The sequence below is a fragment of the Kribbella shirazensis genome (genome assembly GCF_011761605.1).
Lineage (GTDB): Bacteria > Actinomycetota > Actinomycetes > Propionibacteriales > Kribbellaceae > Kribbella > Kribbella shirazensis.
In genome coordinates, this window is the sequence record NZ_JAASRO010000001.1 from 8,406,685 (window position 1) to 8,427,214 (window position 20,530).

General features: G+C 69.1%; 20 protein-coding genes. 7 read left to right on the forward strand and 13 right to left on the reverse strand.

Annotated elements, in window-relative coordinates; all coding sequences use genetic code 11:
* Nucleotides 1–41: 41 nt before the first annotated feature.
* The 9 genes from BJY22_RS39975 to BJY22_RS40015 form a co-directional block, all read right to left on the reverse strand.
* A complete protein-coding gene (locus BJY22_RS39975; protein WP_167217363.1) occupies nt 42–1,109 on the reverse strand; it encodes a YihY/virulence factor BrkB family protein in 1,068 nt (355 codons plus the stop codon).
* A gap of 29 nt (nt 1,110–1,138) precedes the next feature.
* Nucleotides 1,139–1,651 (reverse strand): 2'-5' RNA ligase family protein, encoded by a 513-nt coding sequence (locus tag BJY22_RS39980; protein WP_167217365.1) that lies wholly within the window; start codon nt 1,649–1,651, stop codon nt 1,139–1,141.
* A gap of 125 nt (nt 1,652–1,776) precedes the next feature.
* Nucleotides 1,777–2,832, reverse strand: a complete 1,056-nt coding sequence (trpS, locus tag BJY22_RS39985; RefSeq protein WP_167217367.1) for a tryptophan--tRNA ligase — start codon at nt 2,830–2,832, stop codon at nt 1,777–1,779.
* Nucleotides 2,833–2,884: 52 nt separating this feature from the next.
* Nucleotides 2,885–3,286 (reverse strand): hypothetical protein, encoded by a 402-nt coding sequence (locus BJY22_RS39990; protein WP_202891481.1) that lies wholly within the window; start codon nt 3,284–3,286, stop codon nt 2,885–2,887.
* 277 nt (nt 3,287–3,563) lie between these two features.
* Nucleotides 3,564–4,907 (reverse strand): N-acetylglucosamine/diacetylchitobiose ABC transporter substrate-binding protein, encoded by a 1,344-nt coding sequence (gene ngcE, locus BJY22_RS39995; RefSeq protein ID WP_167217369.1) that lies wholly within the window; start codon nt 4,905–4,907, stop codon nt 3,564–3,566.
* Nucleotides 4,908–4,919: 12 nt separating this feature from the next.
* Nucleotides 4,920–5,813, reverse strand: a complete 894-nt coding sequence (locus BJY22_RS40000) for a carbohydrate ABC transporter permease (RefSeq protein ID WP_167217371.1) — start codon at nt 5,811–5,813, stop codon at nt 4,920–4,922.
* A 10-nt stretch (nt 5,814–5,823) separates the two neighbouring features.
* The gene (locus BJY22_RS40005) at nt 5,824–6,735 is read right to left on the reverse strand and encodes a carbohydrate ABC transporter permease (protein ID WP_167217373.1); all 912 of its coding nucleotides are present in this window, start codon (nt 6,733–6,735) and stop codon (nt 5,824–5,826) included.
* 72 nt (nt 6,736–6,807) lie between these two features.
* On the reverse strand, nt 6,808–8,229 hold the full coding sequence (gene ngcE, locus BJY22_RS40010) for an N-acetylglucosamine/diacetylchitobiose ABC transporter substrate-binding protein (RefSeq protein ID WP_167217375.1): 1,422 nt from the start codon (nt 8,227–8,229) through the stop codon (nt 6,808–6,810).
* A gap of 23 nt (nt 8,230–8,252) precedes the next feature.
* Nucleotides 8,253–9,047, reverse strand: a complete 795-nt coding sequence (locus tag BJY22_RS40015; RefSeq protein ID WP_167217377.1) for a sugar isomerase domain-containing protein — start codon at nt 9,045–9,047, stop codon at nt 8,253–8,255.
* 208 nt (nt 9,048–9,255) lie between these two features.
* Between BJY22_RS40015 and BJY22_RS40020 the strand changes: the two genes are divergently transcribed.
* Nucleotides 9,256–10,296: an N-acetylglucosamine kinase gene (locus BJY22_RS40020; protein WP_167217379.1), complete on the forward strand. Its 1,041-nt coding sequence runs from the start codon at nt 9,256–9,258 to the stop codon at nt 10,294–10,296.
* A 153-nt stretch (nt 10,297–10,449) separates the two neighbouring features.
* Here the strand turns inward: BJY22_RS40020 and BJY22_RS40025 are convergent, their stop codons facing one another.
* Nucleotides 10,450–10,833, reverse strand: coding sequence for a YciI family protein (locus BJY22_RS40025; protein WP_167217381.1), 384 nt, complete (start codon nt 10,831–10,833; stop codon nt 10,450–10,452).
* Nucleotides 10,834–10,929: 96 nt separating this feature from the next.
* On the opposite strand from BJY22_RS40025, the gene BJY22_RS40030 reads away from it, so the two are divergent.
* The 4 genes from BJY22_RS40030 to BJY22_RS40045 are packed head-to-tail and all read left to right on the forward strand — an operon-like array spanning nt 10,930 to nt 14,880.
* Entirely contained in the window at nt 10,930–11,772 is an 843-nt protein-coding gene (locus BJY22_RS40030) for an alpha/beta fold hydrolase (RefSeq protein WP_167217383.1), read from the forward strand.
* Nucleotides 11,773–11,804: 32 nt separating this feature from the next.
* The gene (locus BJY22_RS40035) at nt 11,805–12,968 is read left to right on the forward strand and encodes a protein kinase domain-containing protein (protein WP_167217384.1); all 1,164 of its coding nucleotides are present in this window, start codon (nt 11,805–11,807) and stop codon (nt 12,966–12,968) included.
* Nucleotides 12,969–13,019: 51 nt separating this feature from the next.
* Nucleotides 13,020–13,613: an ArsR/SmtB family transcription factor gene (locus tag BJY22_RS40040; protein WP_167217387.1), complete on the forward strand. Its 594-nt coding sequence runs from the start codon at nt 13,020–13,022 to the stop codon at nt 13,611–13,613.
* Nucleotides 13,614–13,617: 4 nt separating this feature from the next.
* A complete protein-coding gene (locus tag BJY22_RS40045; protein ID WP_167217389.1) occupies nt 13,618–14,880 on the forward strand; it encodes an MFS transporter in 1,263 nt (420 codons plus the stop codon).
* Here BJY22_RS40045 and BJY22_RS40050 read toward each other — a convergent pair.
* On the reverse strand, nt 14,822–16,150 hold the full coding sequence (locus tag BJY22_RS40050) for a hemolysin family protein (RefSeq protein WP_167217391.1): 1,329 nt from the start codon (nt 16,148–16,150) through the stop codon (nt 14,822–14,824). The two genes, BJY22_RS40045 and BJY22_RS40050, sit on opposite strands and share 59 nt — an antisense overlap.
* Before the next feature lie 167 nt (nt 16,151–16,317).
* Here BJY22_RS40050 and galT point away from each other — a divergent pair, with 167 nt between their 5' ends.
* Both galT and galK read left to right on the forward strand, forming a co-directional pair.
* Nucleotides 16,318–17,364 (forward strand): galactose-1-phosphate uridylyltransferase, encoded by a 1,047-nt coding sequence (gene galT / locus BJY22_RS40055; RefSeq protein ID WP_167217393.1) that lies wholly within the window; start codon nt 16,318–16,320, stop codon nt 17,362–17,364.
* Entirely contained in the window at nt 17,361–18,488 is a 1,128-nt protein-coding gene (galK, locus tag BJY22_RS40060; RefSeq protein ID WP_167217395.1) for a galactokinase, read from the forward strand. The genes galT and galK overlap by 4 nt, the downstream gene beginning before the upstream one ends.
* On the opposite strand, the gene BJY22_RS40065 is transcribed toward galK, so the two are convergent.
* Together BJY22_RS40065 and BJY22_RS40070 are read right to left on the reverse strand one after the other, a co-directional pair.
* Nucleotides 18,462–19,682 carry an MFS transporter gene (locus BJY22_RS40065; protein WP_337759816.1) on the reverse strand — a complete coding sequence of 407 codons (1,221 nt, stop codon included), beginning with the start codon at nt 19,680–19,682 and terminating at the stop codon, nt 18,462–18,464. The two genes, galK and BJY22_RS40065, sit on opposite strands and share 27 nt — an antisense overlap.
* Nucleotides 19,679–20,491: a DeoR family transcriptional regulator gene (locus BJY22_RS40070; protein WP_167217397.1), complete on the reverse strand. Its 813-nt coding sequence runs from the start codon at nt 20,489–20,491 to the stop codon at nt 19,679–19,681. The genes BJY22_RS40065 and BJY22_RS40070 overlap by 4 nt, the downstream gene beginning before the upstream one ends.
* Between the last annotated feature and the right edge of the window lie 39 nt (nt 20,492–20,530).

Consider the following 20,530-nt stretch of genomic DNA (forward strand, 5'->3'; position numbering starts at 1 on the left):
TCCACCCGCGCGGACGCGACCGTCCACCGAGATCCGGCGTCTCAGCGGCGGCGGATCGAGCGCATCGCCCGGGCCGCTTGTACGGCCAGGGTGGTCATGGTGACGCCCAGGACGGCGCCTGCGGCGACCGCGACGGTGTCCGCCCTGCGTTGTGGGACCGGGACGACCTTGTACCGCTTGCCGGGCGGTCCGGGCAGCAACGGCTCGGGCTCCACGGCTCGCGGTTCCGCGTTCGACTCGGCGGCCTCTTCGGGAGTCTCCTCCAAGGCTCGGGCGTCGAGGGTCGCCTCCTTCGTCCAGGCCGCGATCAGCATGATCACCCGCGTCATCAGGTAGATCCACACCAGCAGGGCCAGCGGCAGGGCCAGAGCGCCGTACGCCGCGTTCGCCCCGAGGACGTGGTTGACGTAGAGGTTGCCGAGCCGCTGTGCCAGGTAGAACACGATGCCGCCCACCAGCGCGGCGATCAGCGACACCCTGCGCGGCAGGATGATCCGCGGCAGGGCCGTCTGCAGGTACACGAACAGCACGGCGCCGGCGGCGATCCCGATCACCAGGCTGATCAGGGCGAGGCCCCACTCCGCCAACCAGGTGCCGTCCAGGTCCACCCAGCCCACGATGCGCTCGGACAGACCGGTCAGCACCGACGAGGCGCCGGTCGCGATCAGACCGGTCAGGCCGAGACCGACCAGCGCGCCCAGGTCGACGACCTTGAGCTTGACCACGTTGCCCGGCTCGTCGTCCAGTTCGTGCATCGAGCGGATCGAGGCCCGCAGCGAGTCGATCCACCCGAGCCCCGTGAACAGCAGCGAGACGCCCGAGATCAGGCCGATGGTCCCCGCGTGCGCGATCAGCGAGTCGATGTCGATCTTGTCGCCGACGCCCGGCAGGTTCTGCTGCAACGCGTCCTTGAGCGCCTTGATCGCGTCGTCACCGAGCAGCGGGCCGATGATCGCCGCGGTCAGCACGATCAGCGGGAACAGCGACAGGAACCCGAAGAAGCTCGTCGCGCCGGCCAGCCGGTTGCCCCGGCGGTCGCCGTACCGCTTCCAGGCCCGCCAGAGCTGCGTCCGGCTGAACCGCTTCCAGAGCGACTTCAGTTGCTTCATTGCTCTCCTGTACCCGCAGACGAGGAGACTCAGCCTGCCAGCGGGAACGAGCGCTGCGGGCGCCACACGCCGTCCGCGCCGTGCTCGTAACGGCTGAAGTGCTCGACGTCGAAGGCGCAGTCGTACTCCGACAAGGCGTCGTACGCACGGTCCAGCGCCGCCTTGTCCAGATCGTGCGCGACCGTGACGTGCGGGTGGTACGGGAACTTCAGGTCGATCCGGAGCGGACCGGAGCGCACCTGCGACTGCAGCACCTCGCAGGACGAGATGCCCTCGGCCAGCGGCACGAACACCACCGGCGAGATCGGCCGGAACGTCGCCGTACCGCGCAGCCGGATCCGGAACGGCGGGAACCGCGCCGCGACCGCGAGCAGGTGCTCGTCGATCAGGTCCAGGTCCCCGGCCTCGATCTCGGTCGGCGGCAGCAACGTGACGTGGGTCGGGATCGACGCGGCCATCGGATCACCGAAGTCGGCGCGGTACTTCTGCAACTCCGTGCCGTACGGCTCAGCGATCGGGATCGCGACACCGATCGTGGTCATGGGGCCTCCCGGTCTGGACTGAGGAGCGGCGGGAGCGAAGCGACCAGAGCGACGAGGGAAGACCGGGAGCAACAGCCCCATGACCCGCCGCGACGGAGTCGCGGCATCAGTAACGTCATCCGCGGCTACCGGCCCACGGCCGGGCCGGGTACGAAGCCCAGCCGGTCGTAGACCCGTTGCAGCGTCGGCTCGGTGACTGCCCGGGCGCGCTCGGCGCCGGCCGCCAGGATCGCGTCCAGCTGTGCCTTGTCGTCGAGGTAGCCGAGCGTCTTCTCCCGGAACGGGGTGACGAACTCGACCACGACGTCGGCCAGGTCCTTCTTGAAGTCGCCGTACCCGCGGCCGGCGTATTCGTCCTCGAGCTCGCTGATCTTCTTACCGGTCAGGGCGGAGTAGATGGTCAGCAGGTTCGCGACGCCGGGCTTGTTCTCCTGGTCGAAGATCACGTCGCGGCCGGAGTCGGTGACCGCGGACCGGATCTTCTTCGCGCTCGCCTTCGGGTCGTCGAGCAGGTCGATGATGCCGGCCGGCGACGAGCCGGACTTGCTCATCTTCGCGGTCGGGTCCTGCAGGTCGAAGATCTTCGCGGTCTCCTTGACGATATGCGCCTCGGGAACCCGGAAGGTCTTGCCGAACCGGTGGTTGAACCGCTGCGCCAGGTCGCGGGTCAGCTCCACGTGCTGGCGCTGGTCCTCGCCGACCGGGACGCGGTCCGCCTGGTAGACCAGGATGTCCGCCGCCTGCAGGATCGGGTACGTGAACAGGCCGACGGTGGCGCGGTCGGCGCCGCCCTTGGCCGTCTTGTCCTTGAACTGCGTCATCCGGCTGGCCTCGCCGAACCCGGTGATGCAGCCCATCACCCAGCCAAGCTGCGCGTGCTCGGGCACGTGCGACTGGACGAACAGGGTGGACCGCTCCGGGTCGATACCGGCCGCGAGCAGCTGCGCCGCGGATCGGCGGGTGCGCTCGCGGAGCGCCTTCGGCTCGTACTCCACGGTGATCGCGTGCAGGTCGACGACGCAGTAGAACGCGTCGTGGTCGTCCTGCAGGGCCACCCACTGCCGCAACGCGCCGAGGTAGTTGCCGAAGTGGAAGGAGTCCGCCGTCGGCTGGATCCCGGAGAGCACGCGGGGGCGTCGCTGGGAACCGGCTGCGGAGGGGTCAGACGCAGCATGGGACATGCGACCGATTCTGCCAGCGACCGAAGTCCAACCCGCACCCGGGCGGTACGAGTCACCAACTCCAGCCGCGTGAGGTGAGCTCCTGCTCCTCCTGCCAGCGCTTGTCCTCGGGCCGCGCGGCGTCGGGGTCGGGTATTCCCGCCAGGCGGCAGGCCTCGTCGAGGAGGTCGTCGTACGCCGCCTCGAGCGCCATCAGGCGGTGGGCGCGGGCGTAGACGTGCGGCGCGGACTCGACGGTGCGGATCTTGCCGGCCAGGTGGCCGAGGCGGGTCTGCAGGCGCAGCGTGTCGAACGGGTCCGGCTCCGGCTTCGGATGCCGGCGCAGTCGGCGGAGCAGCCGCGCCGTACGCCGCTGGAGACCGCTACGCCAGCGCGACGGCGGCGGGTTCGGCAGCAGGAGGCATAGCAGGGCACACAACCCCAGGAACAGACCCAAAGCGGCCAGCCACGCCATCGCTCTCACTCCCCACTCAGAGCGTACGGCGAACCACCTGCCTCCGGCGACGGTGTTTTGGCCGGTGTTGCCGGCTCTCCTGACGCACGTGCGGGTGGATTGCGCTGATCCCGGGGACTCCTCGACCCCGGCCGCTCATGAGTGGGCCGCCACTATGTGCCGTTGGACAGGACGTGTCGCGCGGCTGGGTAGTGCACCTACGCCTGATCGGTGTCGGCGCGTACACCGTATCGCAGTGCACTACCAGTCGAGCTGCCGATCAGCCGCCACCCAGGTCTCAGTCGCGGTGGTACTTCGTGACCGCGGAGTCCTGCTTGAGCTGGTCGGCGGCGGCCTGGATGCGCGCGGTCCACTCGGACTGCTGCAGGCCGCCCGCCATGAACTGCCCCGTCGCCTCCGCGGCCGCGTTCGCGAACGCGGGGTACCACGTGTCGAAGTACCAGGTGATGAGCTGGTCGCCGGCCGCCGTCAGCAGGTCACGTGCCGAGCGGAGCGCCGTACCCAACTCCAGCCCGTCGGCCGCGCCCCGGACGATGGTGAGTTGGTTGGACTCCGAGCTGACCTGCGCGGCGACGTCCTTGGTCAGGAGCGCCCGCAGGTACTCGAGCCCGCCGGCCTTGTTCTTCGCCTTCTCCGGCACCAGGAACGGCGCGGTCGCCGCAACGTGCAGTCCGCTCGCGAGCGCCGGGGACGCGTCCAGCGGCGGTACGGCGAACAGGGACAGCGCGAACTCGTCCCGGACCTGGCCCTTCATCTCGTTCTCGAGCCAGTTCCCGCACGGCAGCATCCCGGCCTTCGAGGCGAGGAACCGCTTCTGCGAGCCGACATGGTCGTACTGCGCGGTGCCCGGCGCGAGCAGGCCGCGCTTGGTGAGCTCGCCGACGGCGGTGATCGCCTTGGTGACGTTCTCGTCCTTCCAGGCGCCGTCCTCGAGGTTGTCGATCCGCTTCATCACGTCCGGCCCGCCGGTCTTGGCGGCCAGCGTGAGCACCAGCTCGAGGAGGTAGTACGGGTGCGTGCCGGCGTAGATGAACGGGCCGAGACCGGCGGCCTTCATGTCGGTGCCGAGGGCAAGCAGGTCCGGCCAGGAGCGCGGCACCTCCCAGCCGTTGCGCTGGAACAGGCTGGCCGAGTACCAGATCCCGTACACAGTCGCGACGTAGTTGACGGTCCGCTGCGTGCCGTCGTACCGGCCGACGTCCAGCAAGCCGGGCAGCAGCTGGTCCTGGACCTTCGTGGCCTGGTTGTCCCACGACGGCGCGTCCAGCAGCTGCTGCAGGTCGGCGAGCTGGTTCTCCTTGACCAGCCGACCGAGCTCCAGGGTGTCGTCGCCGGTGTTGAGGACGACGTCGGGCGGGGTGCCGGTGGCGAACCGCGGCAGCATCTCCTCCGACAGTCGCGCCGACACCTTCGGCGTGATGACGGCGGCGGCGTACTTCTTCCGGTACGCCGCCGCGGCGAACCCGCCGTACTCCTCGCCGATGACCAGGTCGACCGGAGCGTTCCCGTCCACCGTGAACGGGTTCTCCGGCGACACCGTTGGAGCGACCGGCGCGCTTGAACAGCCGGTCAGGACCGCACCGGCCAGGGCCCCTTGCAGTAACGTCCGCCGTCTCAGCACCCCGGCAGGCTATTACTTCAGGGTGGCGCCGGTCAGACCTGCCTGCACCTGGCGGTAGAAGATCAGGTACACCACGATCACGGGGACCATGGCGATCGTCAGCGCCGCGAAGAGCGTTCCCCAGTCGTTGTCGTACCGCTGACTGCCCAGCAGGGTCGCGATGCCCTGCGAGAGCACCGGCTTCTCCGGCGACAGGAAGCTCGGCAGGACGAACTGGTTGAACTGACCGAGCACGTTGAAGATGCCGACGCTGAGCAGACCGGGCTTGGCCATCGGCAGCATCACCCGGAAGAACGTGGTGGCGTGCCCCGCGCCGTCGACCAGCGCGGCCTCGGCGATCGAGGTCGGCAACGTCCGGAAGAACGAGTGCATGAAGAACACCGTGAACGGCAGCGAGTAGGCGATGTAGACCAGGATCAGGCCCTGGTACGTCGACACCATCCCGAAGCCCTTGACCACGAAGAACAGCGGCACGATCGCCAGGAACGTCGGGAACATCATCCCGGCCGCGAACAGGTAGTAGATGATCCGGTTCCCGGGGAACTCGTAGCGGGCCAGCACGTAGGCGACCATCGAGCCGAACAGCATCGTCCCGAACACGCCGCCGGCCACCACGACCACACTGTTCAGCAGGTAGTCGCCGACGCCCTTGTCCCAGGCGTTGGCGAAGTTCTCCCAGAGCAGCTTCTCCGGCAGCGCCCACGGGTTGTCGCCGAAGATCTCGCCGGTGCTCTTCAGCGAGGCGATCAGCGCCCAGCCGAACGGTACGAGGACCAGGATGCTCCAGCCGATCAGCACCGCGTGCGAGAACACGTTGACCGGGCTGAAAGCGCCCTTGTCGCCGACCGCCTCGGGTCCGCCGGCCGATTCCTGGGTCCGGCCCTCGACATCGATCTGCAGTGTCATAGCAGGCCCCTCAGTATTCGATCCGCTCGCGCCGGGTGGCCCGGAGCATGACGGCGGCGATGATCAGCGTCAGGAAGAACAGCACCACGCCCATCGCGGACGCGTACCCGGCCCGGCCGTACTGGAACCCGTTGTCGGCGATCGCCAGGCCCATCACGTACGTCGAGTTGTCCGGCCCGCCCGGTCCCGCGGTCATCACCGCGACCAGCGCGTACGCGTCCAGGGCCAGAATCGCCAGGTACACCCACGCGGTCTGGATGGTGTCCCACAGCAGCGGCAGCGTGATCCGGAAGAACGTCGACAACCGGCCGGCGCCGTCGATGATCGCCGCCTCGAAGATGTCCTTCGGGATACCGGACATCGCCGCGTTGAACAGCACCAGGTAGAACCCGACACTGCCCCAGACCATCACCCACAGCACGCAGTACAAGGCGATCTTGGGCGACGCCAGGTACTGCGACGTACCGAGGCCGATCTTCTTCGTCACCGAGTTCAGCAGGCCGTTGTCGGTGGACGTCATCACGGTCGCCCAGATGACCGCGATCACCGGCACCGACAGCACCTGCGGCAGGAAGAAGGCCAGCTTGTAGAAGCCGTTCCCGCGAACACCGTGGACGCCGGCGCTGTTCGCCTTGCCGCCGACGTTCAGCAGGTAGGCGAAGACCAGGGCGAACACGATGGTCAGGATCGGCACTCCGACCAGCAGGATCAGGTTGTGACCGATCGAAGCCTTGAAGATCGCGTCGTTGGCCAGGTCCTTGAAGTTCTGGAACCCGACGAACTCGAACTTCGGCGAGATCCCGGTCCAGTCCGTCAGCGAGTAGTAGAACGCCTGGACGAACGGGGAGATCACGAAGACCACGTACAACGCCAGCGGGATCGCGAGGAAACTCGCGACGAACCGGTAACTCCCGTGCCGCATCTCTCTCCTTACAACAGACAGCTGAGCTGTGGTCCCTCGAAAGTCCCACAGCTCAGCACGCTCGGGAACAGCTCAGCTGCGGGTCTGCTTCTTGGTCTTCGGGTCCTTCGCCGTGTCGTCCGCGATCTTCTGCACCCGCTTCTGGTACTCGTCCGCGGTGATCCGGCCGGCGGCCAGCTCACCGACGACACTCTCGATCGGCTTCGACATGGTGGAGTACCAGGAGCCGAAGTACGCCGTCCAGTTGTTGTCGGCGCCGGACTTCAGCAGCGCGCTCGCCGAGGACGCGCCCGCGCTCAGCTTCAGGCCCTCGCCGGCACCCTTGACGATGGTCGGGGAACCGGTCAGCTCGGTGAACTTGCCGGCCGCCTCCTTCGACAGCATGATCCGCAGGTACTCCAGGCCACCGGCCTTGTTCTTCGCCTTCTCCGGGACGATGAAGTTCTCACCGGCCGCGATCTCGGTGCAGTCCACGGGCAGCTTCGCGCCGTCCAGCAGCGGGGTGTACGCCGCGGTGGTCTGGAAGTCGGCCGGGGCGACCTTCTTCTGCTCGTTCTCCAGCCAGGAACCGGACGGGATGAACGCCGCCTTGCCCTGGTTCCACGCCGTCTGCGACTGGATGTGGTCGAGGCCCTCGGTGCCCTGCATGATGTAGCCCTTGCCCTTGAGCTCGAGCACCGCCTCGGCGGCCATCTTGATGGACGGGTGCATCCAGGCGTTCGGCTCCAGCGAGTCGATCGCCTTGATGACCTCCTGGCCACCGTGCTTGACGGCCATGTCCAGCACGATCTGGTGGATGTAGTACGGGTGCTTGCCCTGGTGCGCGAGCGGCGCGATGCCGGCCTTCTTGATCTCCTCGCACAGCGTCAGGAACTCGGCCCAGGTCTTCGCCGGCGCCCAGCCGTTCTTCTCGAACAGCGGCTTGTTGTACCACAGCGCGTAGACGGTCAGCACGTACTTGAGCACGAGCGGCTTGCCGCTCAGCTGGGCCGCCTCGATCGCGATCGGCTCGACGGTGTCCTTGACCTTCTTGGCCTTGTCGTCGACCGACGGCGCGTCCAGCAAGGCCGTGAGGTCGGCCAGCTGCCCGGTGCTGGCCAGCGTCGACATCGGCAGCTCCGACGCACCGGAGTTGTCGATCACGTCCGGCGGGTTGCCGCCGTTGAACCGCGGCTGCAGCTGCGGCGTGATGTCGGTGATGCCCTTGTGGCTGATCTCGGCCTTCGGGAACTTCTTGCTGTACAGCGCCTCGTGCGCCTTGGCGTAGTCGTCGCCGTACCCGCCCTTGAAGATCACCACGTCCAGCGGCGCGTCTTCCTTCACGCCGAACGGGTTCTCGTCGGACTTGGTCCCGCCCCCGTCGTTGCTGCTGGTGTCCTCGCTGCCGCCGCTGGCGCACGCGGCCAGCAGCGTGCTCCCGCCCGCGGTCAGCAGGGTGCCGACCGCTGCGCGCTGCAGGAACAGCCGCCGCGGGAGGTTGTTGGGAGTGGTCATGATGCCGCCTTCCGAGTGGTGTTTCAGGCAGTACGCCGGATGCGGCCGGCGTACCGTGCTTCAAGGGCGTGGTTGTGCTCGTCACCGCCGGGGATGTTCGCCGACAGGTACACGGGAGGCGTCTCGCCGGCATCGGTCATCCGGCGCAGCACCTCGGCGACCAGCAGCTGGGCGATCAGCGCGGCGGTGATGGACGACACCGCGCACACCTTGCCCGCATCGCCGGGCAGGTCGAGCACCGAGTCGCCGTACGGCGCCTGGTTGTCGAGCACCACGTCCGCGAAGTCGATCAGCTTCTTGCCTGACGGGTGCCGGGACTCCATTCCACCGGTGTGCTGCAGCGACGTGATCGCGATCAGCGGGTGGCCCTTCTCCTTGACGACGTTCGCGAGCTCGACGATCGAGCCGTTCACACCGGAGTTGGAGGCGATGACGAACAGGTCGCCCTCGCGGGCCGCGGACAGTTCGTAGAGCTTGCGGGAGTACGCCGGGTCGCGCTCGAGCTCCGCGCTGCGCAGCAACTCCGGCGGCTCACCGCCGAGCAGCACCAGGTCGCGCAACGCGATCCGGTTGGTCGCGATCAGGCCGCCCGCCCGGCCGGCGATCTCCATCGCGAGTGCCTCGGAGTGCCCGGAGCCGAAGGCCTGGATCACGCCGTTCGCCCGCAGCGAGGTGGTCATCAGGTCGGCGGCCTGCTGGATCGGCCCGTCGATCTGCGTGGTGACGGCGGCCAGGATCGGCATCAGCGTTTGAACATAAGCCTGCGCGCTCACGCCCTGCGCGCCAGTGCCGTGCTCCCCCGTGTTATCGCTGGCCATCAGCGGGCCCACCCCTCGCTCAATCTGCTCACAGCGACACTCCAAGTGCCGACAAATGCGCAAGTTTGCTGTTTGCTGGACAGAACTTTTCTCAACTCGTAGCTAAAGTCAAGGCTCATCCGTGTCATCTCCCAGATCGGGACCGTTGCGTAACCTCGTGTTTTTGTGCTTACTTTTAGGCTCTCTCGAGCAGTTTGGAGCATCGCGTATGTCGGTCGAACGCCCGCTTCCGGACGCTGACGACGCACCTGTCGACCAAGTGGTCCGCACACCTGCCGGCCCACTGGTCCTCGGCGGTGACCTGGGCGGCACCTCCACCCGGATCGTGGTCGCGGACTCCGAGGGCAACGTAATCGGTCGCGGCGCTGCCGCGGGCGGAAATCCGACGAGTCATCCCGCAAGTGCCGCGGCCAACTTCGGGCAGGCGCTTCACACCGCACTGTCCGGGCTCGATCCGGCCGCCGTGCAGGCGGGCGTCGTCGGGATGGCCGGCGGCGTCGCGCTCGCCCGGCCGGACGTCGCCGCCCAGTTCGAGGCCGCGTGGACCGGCGCCGGACTCACCGTTCCACCGGACTACATCGGCGATCTCGAGGTCGCATTCGCCTCAGGTACGCCGGAACCGGACGGAACCGTGCTGATCGCGGGCACCGGGAGCAACGCCGGCCTGGTGCGCAACCACCAACTGCTACGCACCGCGGGCGGGCACGGCTGGCTGCTCGGCGACGACGGATCAGGCTTCTGGCTCGGCCGGGAGGCGGTCCGTTGCGTGCTGCAGTCGCTGGACCTCCGGGAGCCGCTGGGGCTGCTCGAGCAGGCCGTCGTACAGACGATCCTGCCCGACCGGGACGAACACGCTGCTGCACAACGTGAAGGCTACGACGCGCTGCGTGACGATCTGGTGCGGACGGTGAACAGTCGGCCGCCGGTGCTCCTCGCAGAACTGGCGCCGGCGGTCATCGCGGCGTACGCACAGGAGGACGAACACGCACGGGCGCTGGTGAAACGCGCAGCCGAGTTGCTCACAGAAACAGTCGCCCGGCTGAAGACAACGTCGGACAAGGGCCCGATGGTGCTCGCCGGCAGTGTCGCCGGTGAATCCTCACCGGTAGGACAGCTGATCCGGCAACACTTTGCCGGCGAAGTCCTGACCGCCCGCGACGGCGTCGGCGGCGCCACCTGGCTCGCCCTGGCCGCCCTCGACCCCACCCTCGCCACCACCAAAAACCACACCCGCCTGGTCGAACGCTGAGCCCCGCCTCTGGTGGGTGGACGTCCGAGATGCAGGGTTTGCGACCGAGATCTCGATCGCAAACCCTGCATCTCATGGGCTAACCCATCAGGTGCCACCCGGGCCACGGGCGCTCCCACGCGGCACGGAGCCGGCGGACCGGTCCAGCGCGCGTCAGTCGAACACCGAGACCGGGCGGACCTCGACGGCGTGGAACTCTGCTTCGGGGATGGTGGCGGCGACTTCTTCGGCGCGTTCGGGGGTGGCGACGTCGATGAGGAAGACGCCGGCGAGTTGTTCCTTGGCTTCGGAGTACGGTCCGTCCGTCGTGGCGCGGATGCCTTCGCGGACCCGGACGACGCGGGTCTTCGACGGCGGATCCAGGGGGACCGCGTTGATCAGCTCGCCGTTGGCCTCGAGTTCGTTCAGCAGGGTGTCGAGTTGGGCGGCGAGCGCGTTGCGGGCCTTCTTCGGCAGGGCCCGGCCTTCCTCGGTGTGCAGGAACGACGGGTGGCCCCAGGTGATCGGGTTGCTGTGGATGAGCAGCAGGTACTTCATGAGCCGGTGTCCTTTCGGGCAGGTAGGTGGATCTTCGCAGCAGAGGTCGGAAGCAATCGGGACCGCTCGACATTTCGGCGTTCTAGGGTGCGTCTCATGGACGAGATCGACTTCCGGCTGGCCGACGGCCGTGTGGTGCACGGGTACGACAGCGCGCCCGGTGACGACGCCCGGCTCGCGGTGGTCTGGCACCACGGCACGCCGAACCTGGGCACGCCACCCGCTCCGCTGTTCGAGGCGGGCGAGCGGCTCGGCATCCGGTGGATCGCGTTCGACCGGCCTGGGTACGGCGGCTCGACGCCGGCGCCCGGTCGCACGATGGCCTCGACCGCGGCCGACCTGACCGCGGTCCTGGACACGCTCGGGATCGGCACGTGCGCGCTGATGGGCTACTCCGGCGGCGGTTCGTACGCGCTCGGCGCGGCCGCGGTCCTCGGCGACCGGGTGGAGGCGGTCGCGACGTTCGCCGCCATCGCGCCGTACGACGCCGAAGGCCTCGACTGGTACGACGGCATGATCGCCTCCGGACGCGCCTCGCTCCGGGCGGCGGCGGCCGGACGCGCCGCGAAAGTGCGGCACGAGAGTTCCGGTACGGAGTACGACCCGGAGTTCACCGAGTCCGACATCGCCATGTTCGACGGGCCCTGGGGCTGGCTCGGATCGGTCGCCGGTGACCAGTCGATGCCCAACGGGCCCGACGGCCTGATCGACGACGACTGTTCCTACACGCTGAGCTGGGGCTGCGATCCGGCCGCGATCACCGCGCCGACCTTGCTTGCCCACGGCACGGCCGACGGCATCATCCCCTGCGCCCACGCCGCATGGCTGGCCGCCCGCATCCCCTCCGCCACCCTGGACATCCACCAGGACCTCAGCCACATCTCGATCCTGGGCCAGGCCGAGCCCGCGCTCGAATGGATCCGGGAGCAAACTGGCTGAATCGTCAGCCGTCACCGGGGTACCGGTCAGGGGTGCTGCTTGCGGAGCGCTATCGCACGACGGAGATCCTCGGTCACGGTGGGATGGGCGAGGTCTACCGCGGCTGCGACGAACTCCTCGGCCGCCCGGTCGCGGTCAAGCTGCTGCGCCCGGACCTGAGCGATCCCTTCGCCGCGGCACGGTTCCGGCGCGAGGCGCGGGCCGCGGCGATGGTGAAGGACCCGCACGTGGTCTCGGTCTACGACTTCGGCCACTCCAACGGCGAGTACTTCCTGGTCATGGAGTTGATGGAGGGTCGCAGCGTCGCGCACGAGCTGGCGTTGCACGGACCGCTCGACCCCGACCGCGCGCTCGGCATCGTCCGGCAGGTCGCCGCCGGCCTGGCGGCGGCACACCGGCACGACATCGTGCACCGCGACATCAAGCCGGACAACCTGCTGGTCGATGTCGACGGGTCGGTCAAGATCGCGGACTTCGGAATCGCACGCTCGCCGACGGACCAGACCATCACCTCGTCCGGCCCGATCCTCGGCACCAGTCACTACCTCGCCCCCGAACGCGCCCTCGGGCACCCGGCCACCGCGGCCTCCGACGTGTACGCACTCGGCTGCGTGCTGTACCAACTGCTCACCGGGCATCCGCCGTTCCAAGGCGACGACCCGACCACCGTCCTGTCCCAGCACGTCGAGGCCGCGCCGGTCATCCCCGACGAGCTACCGGCAGGCGTCGCGCACCTGCTGCGCCGCATGCTGTCCAAGGATCCAAGCGACCGCCCGGGCCCCGTGGAGGTCTCGGCCTGGACGATCGACACGGCGTCCGAGGTGCCGACGGCCGAGCTCGCCGTACCCCGGCCGCGCCGCAACTGGCGCAGCGTGTTCGCCGTACTCGCCGCTGTGATCGTCACCGGATCCGTCGTGACGGCCGGCGTGCTCGCCGACGAGCGGACCGACGAGCCGGTGGCGCCGCCGAACATCGTCCCGTCGCAGCCGGTGCAGCAGGTCCGCCCGTCGGCGCGACCGACGACCGTCCCGACCGTCCCGACCGTCACGATCACCAAGTCCGCGCCCGCGACCCGGAAGAGCCGGACGACCGGCCCGACAGCATCGTCGAGTACGTCGGCGCGGCCGACGACGACCACCACCCCCGAACGGCCCGGCAAGGGCACCACGAAGTCCAAGAAGCCGGGGAAGGGCTGACATTCCAAGCAATGCCTTGACATCTGATCCGGCCTGCCGCATATTCCAAGCATGTCTTTGGAAAAGGATCCGCGGCGAGCGCGCCTGCTGAACGACCCGTTGGCCATCCGGGCGATGGCGCACCCGGTGCGGCTCGACCTGCAGTCGCTGCTCGGCCGGGAGGGGCCGATGACCGCTGCCGACGCGGCCCGGCGACTGGGGATCAGCCAGGCGCTGGCGTCGCACCACCTGCGGCAGCTGGCGAAGTACGACTTCGTCGAACCGGCGCCCGGCAAGGACAACCGGGAGCGGCCGTGGCGGCTGGTGTCGACCTCGCATTCGTGGGCCGAGGCCTCCACGACACCGGAAGGCGCCGCGGCGGCGGACGTACTCGAGCAGCTGGTCGCCGAGCGGGCCCTCGAAGCACTCGGTCGTTGGCAGGAGCAACGACGTACCGAAGAGCCGGCCTGGCGGGACCACGCGGGCATCGGGCAGAGCGGCTTCTACCTGACCGCCGACGAGCTCGCCGAGCTCGTCACACAGGTCGACGCGCTGCTGCAGCGCTGGGTCGACGAGCGGCCGATCGACGACCAATCCACCCGGCCGGCGGGCAGCCGGCACGTCTCGTTCACCCAGATCGTCACGATCTCTCCTGAAGCGGAGTAGGCAGATGAAGGACTTGTGGGGCGTCCTCGCACGGCAACGTGACTATCGCCTGATGCTCAGCGCCGGGCTCATCTCGCTCATCGGCGACTGGCTGCTGCGCACCGGGCTCGCGTTCCAGGTGTACGTACTGACCGGCTCGACGCTGGCCTCCGGCGGGCTGCTGCTGGCGTCGTTCCTCCCCGGCGTACTGCTCGGCTCCCTGGCCGGCGTCTTCGTCGACCGGTGGGACCAGCGGACCACGATGATCGTGACCAACGTGCTGAACGCGGTGGTCCTGCTGCCGCTGATCGCCGTCCACGACGCGAGCACGATCTGGATCGTGTACGGCGTGGTGCTCGCGCAGAGCTGTCTGCAGCAGTTCTTCACGCCCGCCGAGCAATCGCTCCTCCCGCTGCTGGTGAACTCCGACCAACTGGTGACGGCCAACGCGCTGAACAGTCAGATCCGCGACCTCGCGCGGCTGATCGGTGCCGCGCTCGGCGGCGTACTCGCGGCCGCCGGCGGACTCACACTGCTCGCCGTCGGGGACGCCGTGACGTTCCTGGTCGCGGTCGCGCTGGTCACCGCGATGCGGCATCGGCAGGCGCGCCCCGGCCGTGTCAAGGAATCCGCCGGCGGCGCGATCAGGCGGCTGAAGCAGGAGTGGACCGAGGGACTGCGGCTGTGCGTCGCCGGTCCGGCGATGCGGCTGTTCTTCGTGTTCTGCCTGGTCACCGGGGTCGGCGAAGGGATCATGAGCACACTGTTCGCGCCGTTCATCAGTGCCGAGGTCGGCGGCGACGGCCGCGCGTACGGTCTGATCGTCTCGTCCCAAGCGGTCGGCGGCATCGTCGGCGGCCTGGTCGCCGCCGCCATCGGCTCCCGCTGGCCGGCCGCGAAACTGTGGGGTTTCGGAGCGTTCGCCTTCGGCTTGATCGACACCGCGCTGTTCCTCTACCCGTTGGTGTCGGACAGCGTGATCCCGGCCTACGTCTGCATGATCGTCGTCGGGCTGCCCGGTGCGCTGACCGTCGCCGGCATGATGACCGTCTTCCAGAACCTGACCGTCGACGGCACCCGCGGCCGCATCTACGGCGCGGTCGGCGCCGCCGAGAGCGTCGCGATCCTGATCGGCATCACCTCGGCCGGCTTCCTCGGCGACGCCGTCGGCATCATCCCGATCCTGGTGATCCAGGGCCTCGGGTACGTCGTGGGTGGGCTGGTCGTCCTCACTCGGCGGCGGGTGCTGGAACCTCGGCCGGAGCCTGCTCCTCCGGTGCTGGTTTGATCCGGTGCAGGCGGACCCGGGCGACCCGGCGGCCGTCCATCTCGGTGACGGTCAAGGTGTGGGCGTCGAGCATGACCTCGTCGCCCGTCGACGGGACCTTCCCGAGACGTGCGGCGAGGAATCCGCCGACGGTCTCGTAGGGCCCGTCGGGCAGCTCGATCGTGGTCGCGTCGGCGAAGTCGTCCAGGTTCAGCAGCCCATCCACCTCGATGTCGCCGCTGCGCAGGCGGGTGGTCTCGGCCGCCTCCTCGTCGTACTCGTCCTTGATGTCGCCGATCAGCTCCTCGACCAGGTCCTCGAGCGTGACGATGCCCGCGGTACCGCCGTACTCGTCGAGGACGATCGCCAGGTGGGTACTGCGGCGGCGCATCTCGGTCAGTGTCGGCAGCAGCTTCGCGGTGTCCGGCAGCATCAGCACCTCGCGCGCGAGGTCGCCGACTCGCACCGAGCGGGTCGAGACAGCCGGGTCGAACAGGTCCCGGACATGGACGAAACCGACGATGTCGTCGGCCGAGCCGTTCATCACCGGGTACCGCGAATGCGGCCGCTCGGCGGCGAACTTGACCGCCTTGTACGCCGGCATCTCGGCGTCGACGAAGTCCACCTCGGTGCGCGGCAGCATCAGCTCCCGGAGCTGGCGGCTGCCGGCCTCGAAGACGTCGTCGACGATCTTGCGCTCCTCCTCGCCGAGCGACTCGTGCGCCGAGACCAGGTCCCGCAGCTCCTCGTCGGTCATCACCTCACGGTTCGCGTTCGGGTCACCGCCGAGCGCGCGGACCACCAGGTCGGTCGACTTCGACAGCAGCCAGATCACCGGGCGGGCGGCGGACGCGAGCCGGTCCACCAGCGGCGCGAGCGCGAGCGCGAAGCCCTCCGCCCGCTGGAGCGCCAGACGCTTCGCGGCCAGCTCGCCGAGCACGATCGAGACGTACGAGATCAGGATCGTGATCAGCACCAGCGCGGCCGTGCCGGCCACCGACTCAGGGAGCCCGAGTTTCTGCAGGTGCGGCGAGAGGCTGTCGGCGAGTGTCGCGCCACCGAAGGCGGCGGACAGAAAGCCCATCAGGGTCACACCGACCTGGACGGCGGACAGGAAACGGTTCGGGTTGGCGGCCACCTTGGCGACGGTCTCGCCGCGCTTGCCGCGGTGCGACAGGGCCTTCAGCTGGCTCTCGCGCAGTGAGACCAGGGCCATCTCGGCCGCGGCGAAGACCCCGCCGATCAGCACGAAGATCAGAATCAGAACGATGTTGAGCAGGGTTTCGTTCATGGGTCGGAAGTCCTAGCGCCCTCTCGTCAGCAGCCGAGAGGGCGGGCGTTGGGCGTGGTCGTCCATCCACCAAGCCTAGCCGTCGCGGGGCCTGCCGTGCGTGTTCGAGTTTGTTGGTTTACGATGATTCCTGGCCGGACGCGTCGTACGGCCGGGAGGGTCACACGATGAACACACCCCGCGGTGCACGCCGTACCGACACCAAACTGTCGGACGGCCGCGAGCTGATCTACTACGACCCGGCCGACGAGCCGTCCCGGGTACCGCTCGAGGACACCCGCGGCCTGCCGGCCCCCCAGCCGCAGATCGAGCTCCGGACCGACCCGCTCACCGGTGACGTCATCTCCTACGCCACGCACCGCAACACCCGGACCTACCTGCCGCCGGCCGACCAGTGCCCGCTGTGCCCGAGCAAGCCCGGCAACCCGACCGAGATTCCCGACCACGACTACAACGTCGCCGTCTTCGAGAACCGGTTCCCCTCCTTCGCCGGCCCCGGCCGGACCGAGGTGGTGTGCTTCACCAGCGACCACAACGGCTCGTTCACCGGCCTGTCGCAGGGCCAGGCCCGCCTCGTCGTCGACACCTGGGCCGACCGGACCGCCGAGCTGAGCGCCCGCGACGACGTCGAACTGGTCTTCCCGTTCGAGAACCGCGGCCGCGAGATCGGCGTCACGCTCAGCCACCCGCACGGACAGCTCTACGCGTACCCCTTCGTCCCCTCGCGGATGCGCACCCTGCTGGCGCAGGCCCGCAAGCACCAGGAGATTGCCGGCAGCAACCTGTTCGCCGACGTCCTGGCCGCCGAGCGCAAGGAAGGCACCCGGGTCATCGGTGAGAACAGCACCTGGACCGCGTTCGTCCCGGAGGCCGCCCGCTGGCCGGTCGAGGTGCACCTGTACCCGCACCGCCAGGTCGCGGGCATCGACGAGCTGACCAGGGACGAGCGCGACGACTTCGCCGAGCTGTACCTCGACGTCCTGCAGCGCCTCGACGGTCTGTACGGCGAACCGCTGCCGTACATCGCCGCCTGGCACCAGGCCCCGGTCCGCATCGATCGCGAGCTCGGCTACCTGCACCTGGAGGTGTTGTCGATCAAGCGGGCCGCGGACAAGATCAAGTACCTGGCCGGCTCGGAGTCCGGTATGGGCGCGTTCATCAGCGACACCCGGCCCGAGGATGTGGCCGAAACCCTGCGGAAGGTGGGCCAGTGAGCTTCGAGGAGACTTTCGGTACGGCGCCCGACGGCAGCTGGCGCGCTCCGGGACGAGTGAACCTGATCGGCGAGCACACCGACTACAACGACGGCCTGGTGCTGCCGATCGCCCTGCCGAACAAGATCCTGGTCACCGCCTCGAAGCGCGACGACGGCCGGATCGCGGTCGCCTCCACCGGACACCGCGGGGTGGTCGAGTTCGCGATCGACGAGCTCGCTCCCGGGTCGGTCGGCGACTGGGCGGCGTACCCGGCCGGCGCTGCCTGGATCCTGCGCGAGTCCGGCTACCCGATCGGCGGCGCGAATCTGATGGTCGACTCGGACCTGCCGTCCGGCGCCGGACTGTCCTCCTCCGCGGCGCTGCTCTGCGCGACTTCCGTTGCCCTGCTGGGTTTGCGGGACATCGAGGTCGACCCGGCCGAGGTCGCGCGGCTGGCCCAGAAGGCGGAGAACCAGTACGTCGGCGCACCGGTCGGTCTGATGGACCAGATGGCGTCGATGTGCTGCACCGCGGGTCACGCGTTGTTCTTCGACATCCGGGCGATGTCCACCGACCAGATCCCGTTCGACCCGCCCGCCGACGACCTCACCCTGCTGGTCGTCGACGTGAAGGCGCCGCACCGGCACGTCGACGGCGAGTACGCCGCCCGCCGGAAGAGCTGCGAGCAGGCGGCGGCCGAACTCGGCGTACCGGCACTGCGCTCGATCGCCTTCGAGGACCTCGACGACGCGCTGGCACGGTTGTCCGACGACGTCGTACGGCGTCGCGTGCGGCACGTGGTCACCGAGATCCGCCGGGTCGAGGACGCGGTCGCGCTGATGCGGGCCGGGAAGCTGCGTGACGTCGGGCCGCTGTTCACCGCGTCGCACGCCTCGCTGCGCGACGACTTCGAGATCACCGTTCCGGAGCTGGACGTCGCGGTCGACACCGCGCTCGCGGCCGGCGCCCTCGGTGCGCGGATGACCGGCGGCGGTTTCGGCGGCTGCATCATCGCCCTGGTCGAGGCAGCCGCGGCCGAGCCGGTCTTCTCCGCGATCGAGAAAACGTTTGCGGAACACGGTTTCGCTGCCCCGACCTCGCTGAACGCGACTCCGTCAGCCGGCGCTTCCCGGATCAGCTGACGCCCGCACCTCGCGGCGGATCATCGGCGCGGACACCGCGGTGGCGGCGAGTTGGAGCAGTCCGAGGAGGAGGTACGGCGTCCGCAGGTCGGTGGTGTGGGCGAGGAACCCGGCGCCGACCGCGCCCAGCGGTGCGGCGCAGAACGCGACCATCCGGTAGACCGCGGTCACCCGGCCGAGCAGCTCGGCCGGGATCATCCGCTGCCGCAGGGTGATCGAGACGACGTTCCACCAGGTGCTGCCGAAGCCGAGCACGATCGCGGCGATCGCGACCAGGACGAACACCGTGAGCAGGCCGAACGCGATGATCGCCACGCTGCTGATCACCATCGCAGCGACCAGATTGGTGCTGGTCGTCATCCGCCGAGACAGGCGCGGCGTGACGAAGGCACCGGCGACCCCGCCGACGGCGTAGATCGCGACCAGCCAGCCGAACCCCTGCTCCGGCAGGTGCAGCACCTCGAGCACGTAGAGCACCAGGATCGAGAGGATCCCGGCCCCAACGCCGTTCACGATCGTCAGCAGCAGGCAGAGGGTCCGCAGGAGTTTGTGCCGCCACAGGTACACCAGGCCTTCGCGGAGCTCGCGCCCGAGGTGCCGGTCGGGAGCGCGGACGCGGGCCGGCGCCGACGTACGGATCGTCCACACCAGCAGGGCCGCGATCGCGAAGGAGACCGCGTTGAGCAGCACCGGAAGCCCGTGGCTCAGCACGAACAACGCAGCGCCGAGCGGCGGACCGATCAGGTTCTTCAGCGACAGCAGCGATACCTGGCTGTAGCCGTTGGCGCGTTCGAGCGCCGTCGGTACGACGACATCGGTCACCACGACCGACGCCGCGTTGTCGAAGAACGGCGCGAGCATGCCGAGCAGGAACGCGGTCACCAGCAGCAACGGGATCGTCCCGAGTCCTGACAGCACAGCGGCCGCGAGAGCTCCGGCCACCACGGCCCGGATCGCGTCGACGATCCACATGGTCGACGTACGCCGCCAGCGGTCGACCATCACGCCCGAGATCAGGCCGAGCAGCAACCAGCCGACGTTCCCGGCAGCCTCGCTGAGCGAGACGATCCGCGGGTCCCGGGTGATCGACGCCGCCAGCAACGGCAGCGCCCCGAACATGATGCCGTCACCGGCGAAGGAGATCGCACCAGCGGTCCACAGCAGCCAGTACGGCCGGCCCAGCGGGACCTTCACGACGCGATGACGAGGTCACATCCCGTGTCGCGCATGGCCTTGCGGGCGGCGGTCGAGAGGCCGTTGTCGGTGACGATCACGTCCAGGTCGGACCAGGTCGCGAACGTGCTCAGGCCGACGGTCCCCCACTTGGTGTGGTCCGCGACCACGACGACCTCACGGCTCGCCGCGATGAACGAGCGGTTGGTCTCGGCCTCCATCAGGTTCGGCGTGCTCAGCCCGTGCTCGGCGTCGACGCCGTGTGCCCCGAGGAACAACAGGTCCAGGTGCAACGACGCCAGCGCCGCGGTCGCGATCGGCCCCACCAGCGCGTCCGACGGGGTCCGGATGCCGCCGATCAGTACGACGGTGCGGTCCGAGCGGCCGTTGCCGTGGAACACGTCCGCGATCCGCGCCGAGTTCGTGACAACTGTCAAGTTCTCGACCCGCAACAGCTGACGCGCCAGCGCGTACGTCGTCGTACCCGCGCCGATACCGATCGCGCTGTCCGGCTGCACCCGGGTGGCGGCCTCGGCCGCGATCGCCTGCTTGGCCGCGGACTCCTGCGTCAGCTTGGCGTCGAAGCCCGGCTCGTGGGCGCTGCGCAGCCCGACCGATGTCGCGCCGCCGTGCACCTTGTGCAGCAGGCCGCTGGAGTCCAGGGCGTCCAGGTCGCGGCGGATCGTCATGTCCGAGACCCCGAACCGATCGACCAGCTCGGCCACCGTGACCGCGCCACGACTGTTGACCTCGGCAACGATCGTGGCCTGGCGCTGGGCGGCCAACTGGCCACCGCGACCGCGGGGCGGTTCTGCTCCGGCTGGGTTCACGTCCACAGCCTAATGGCGGAAGGTCCCGCTGTCAGGGAA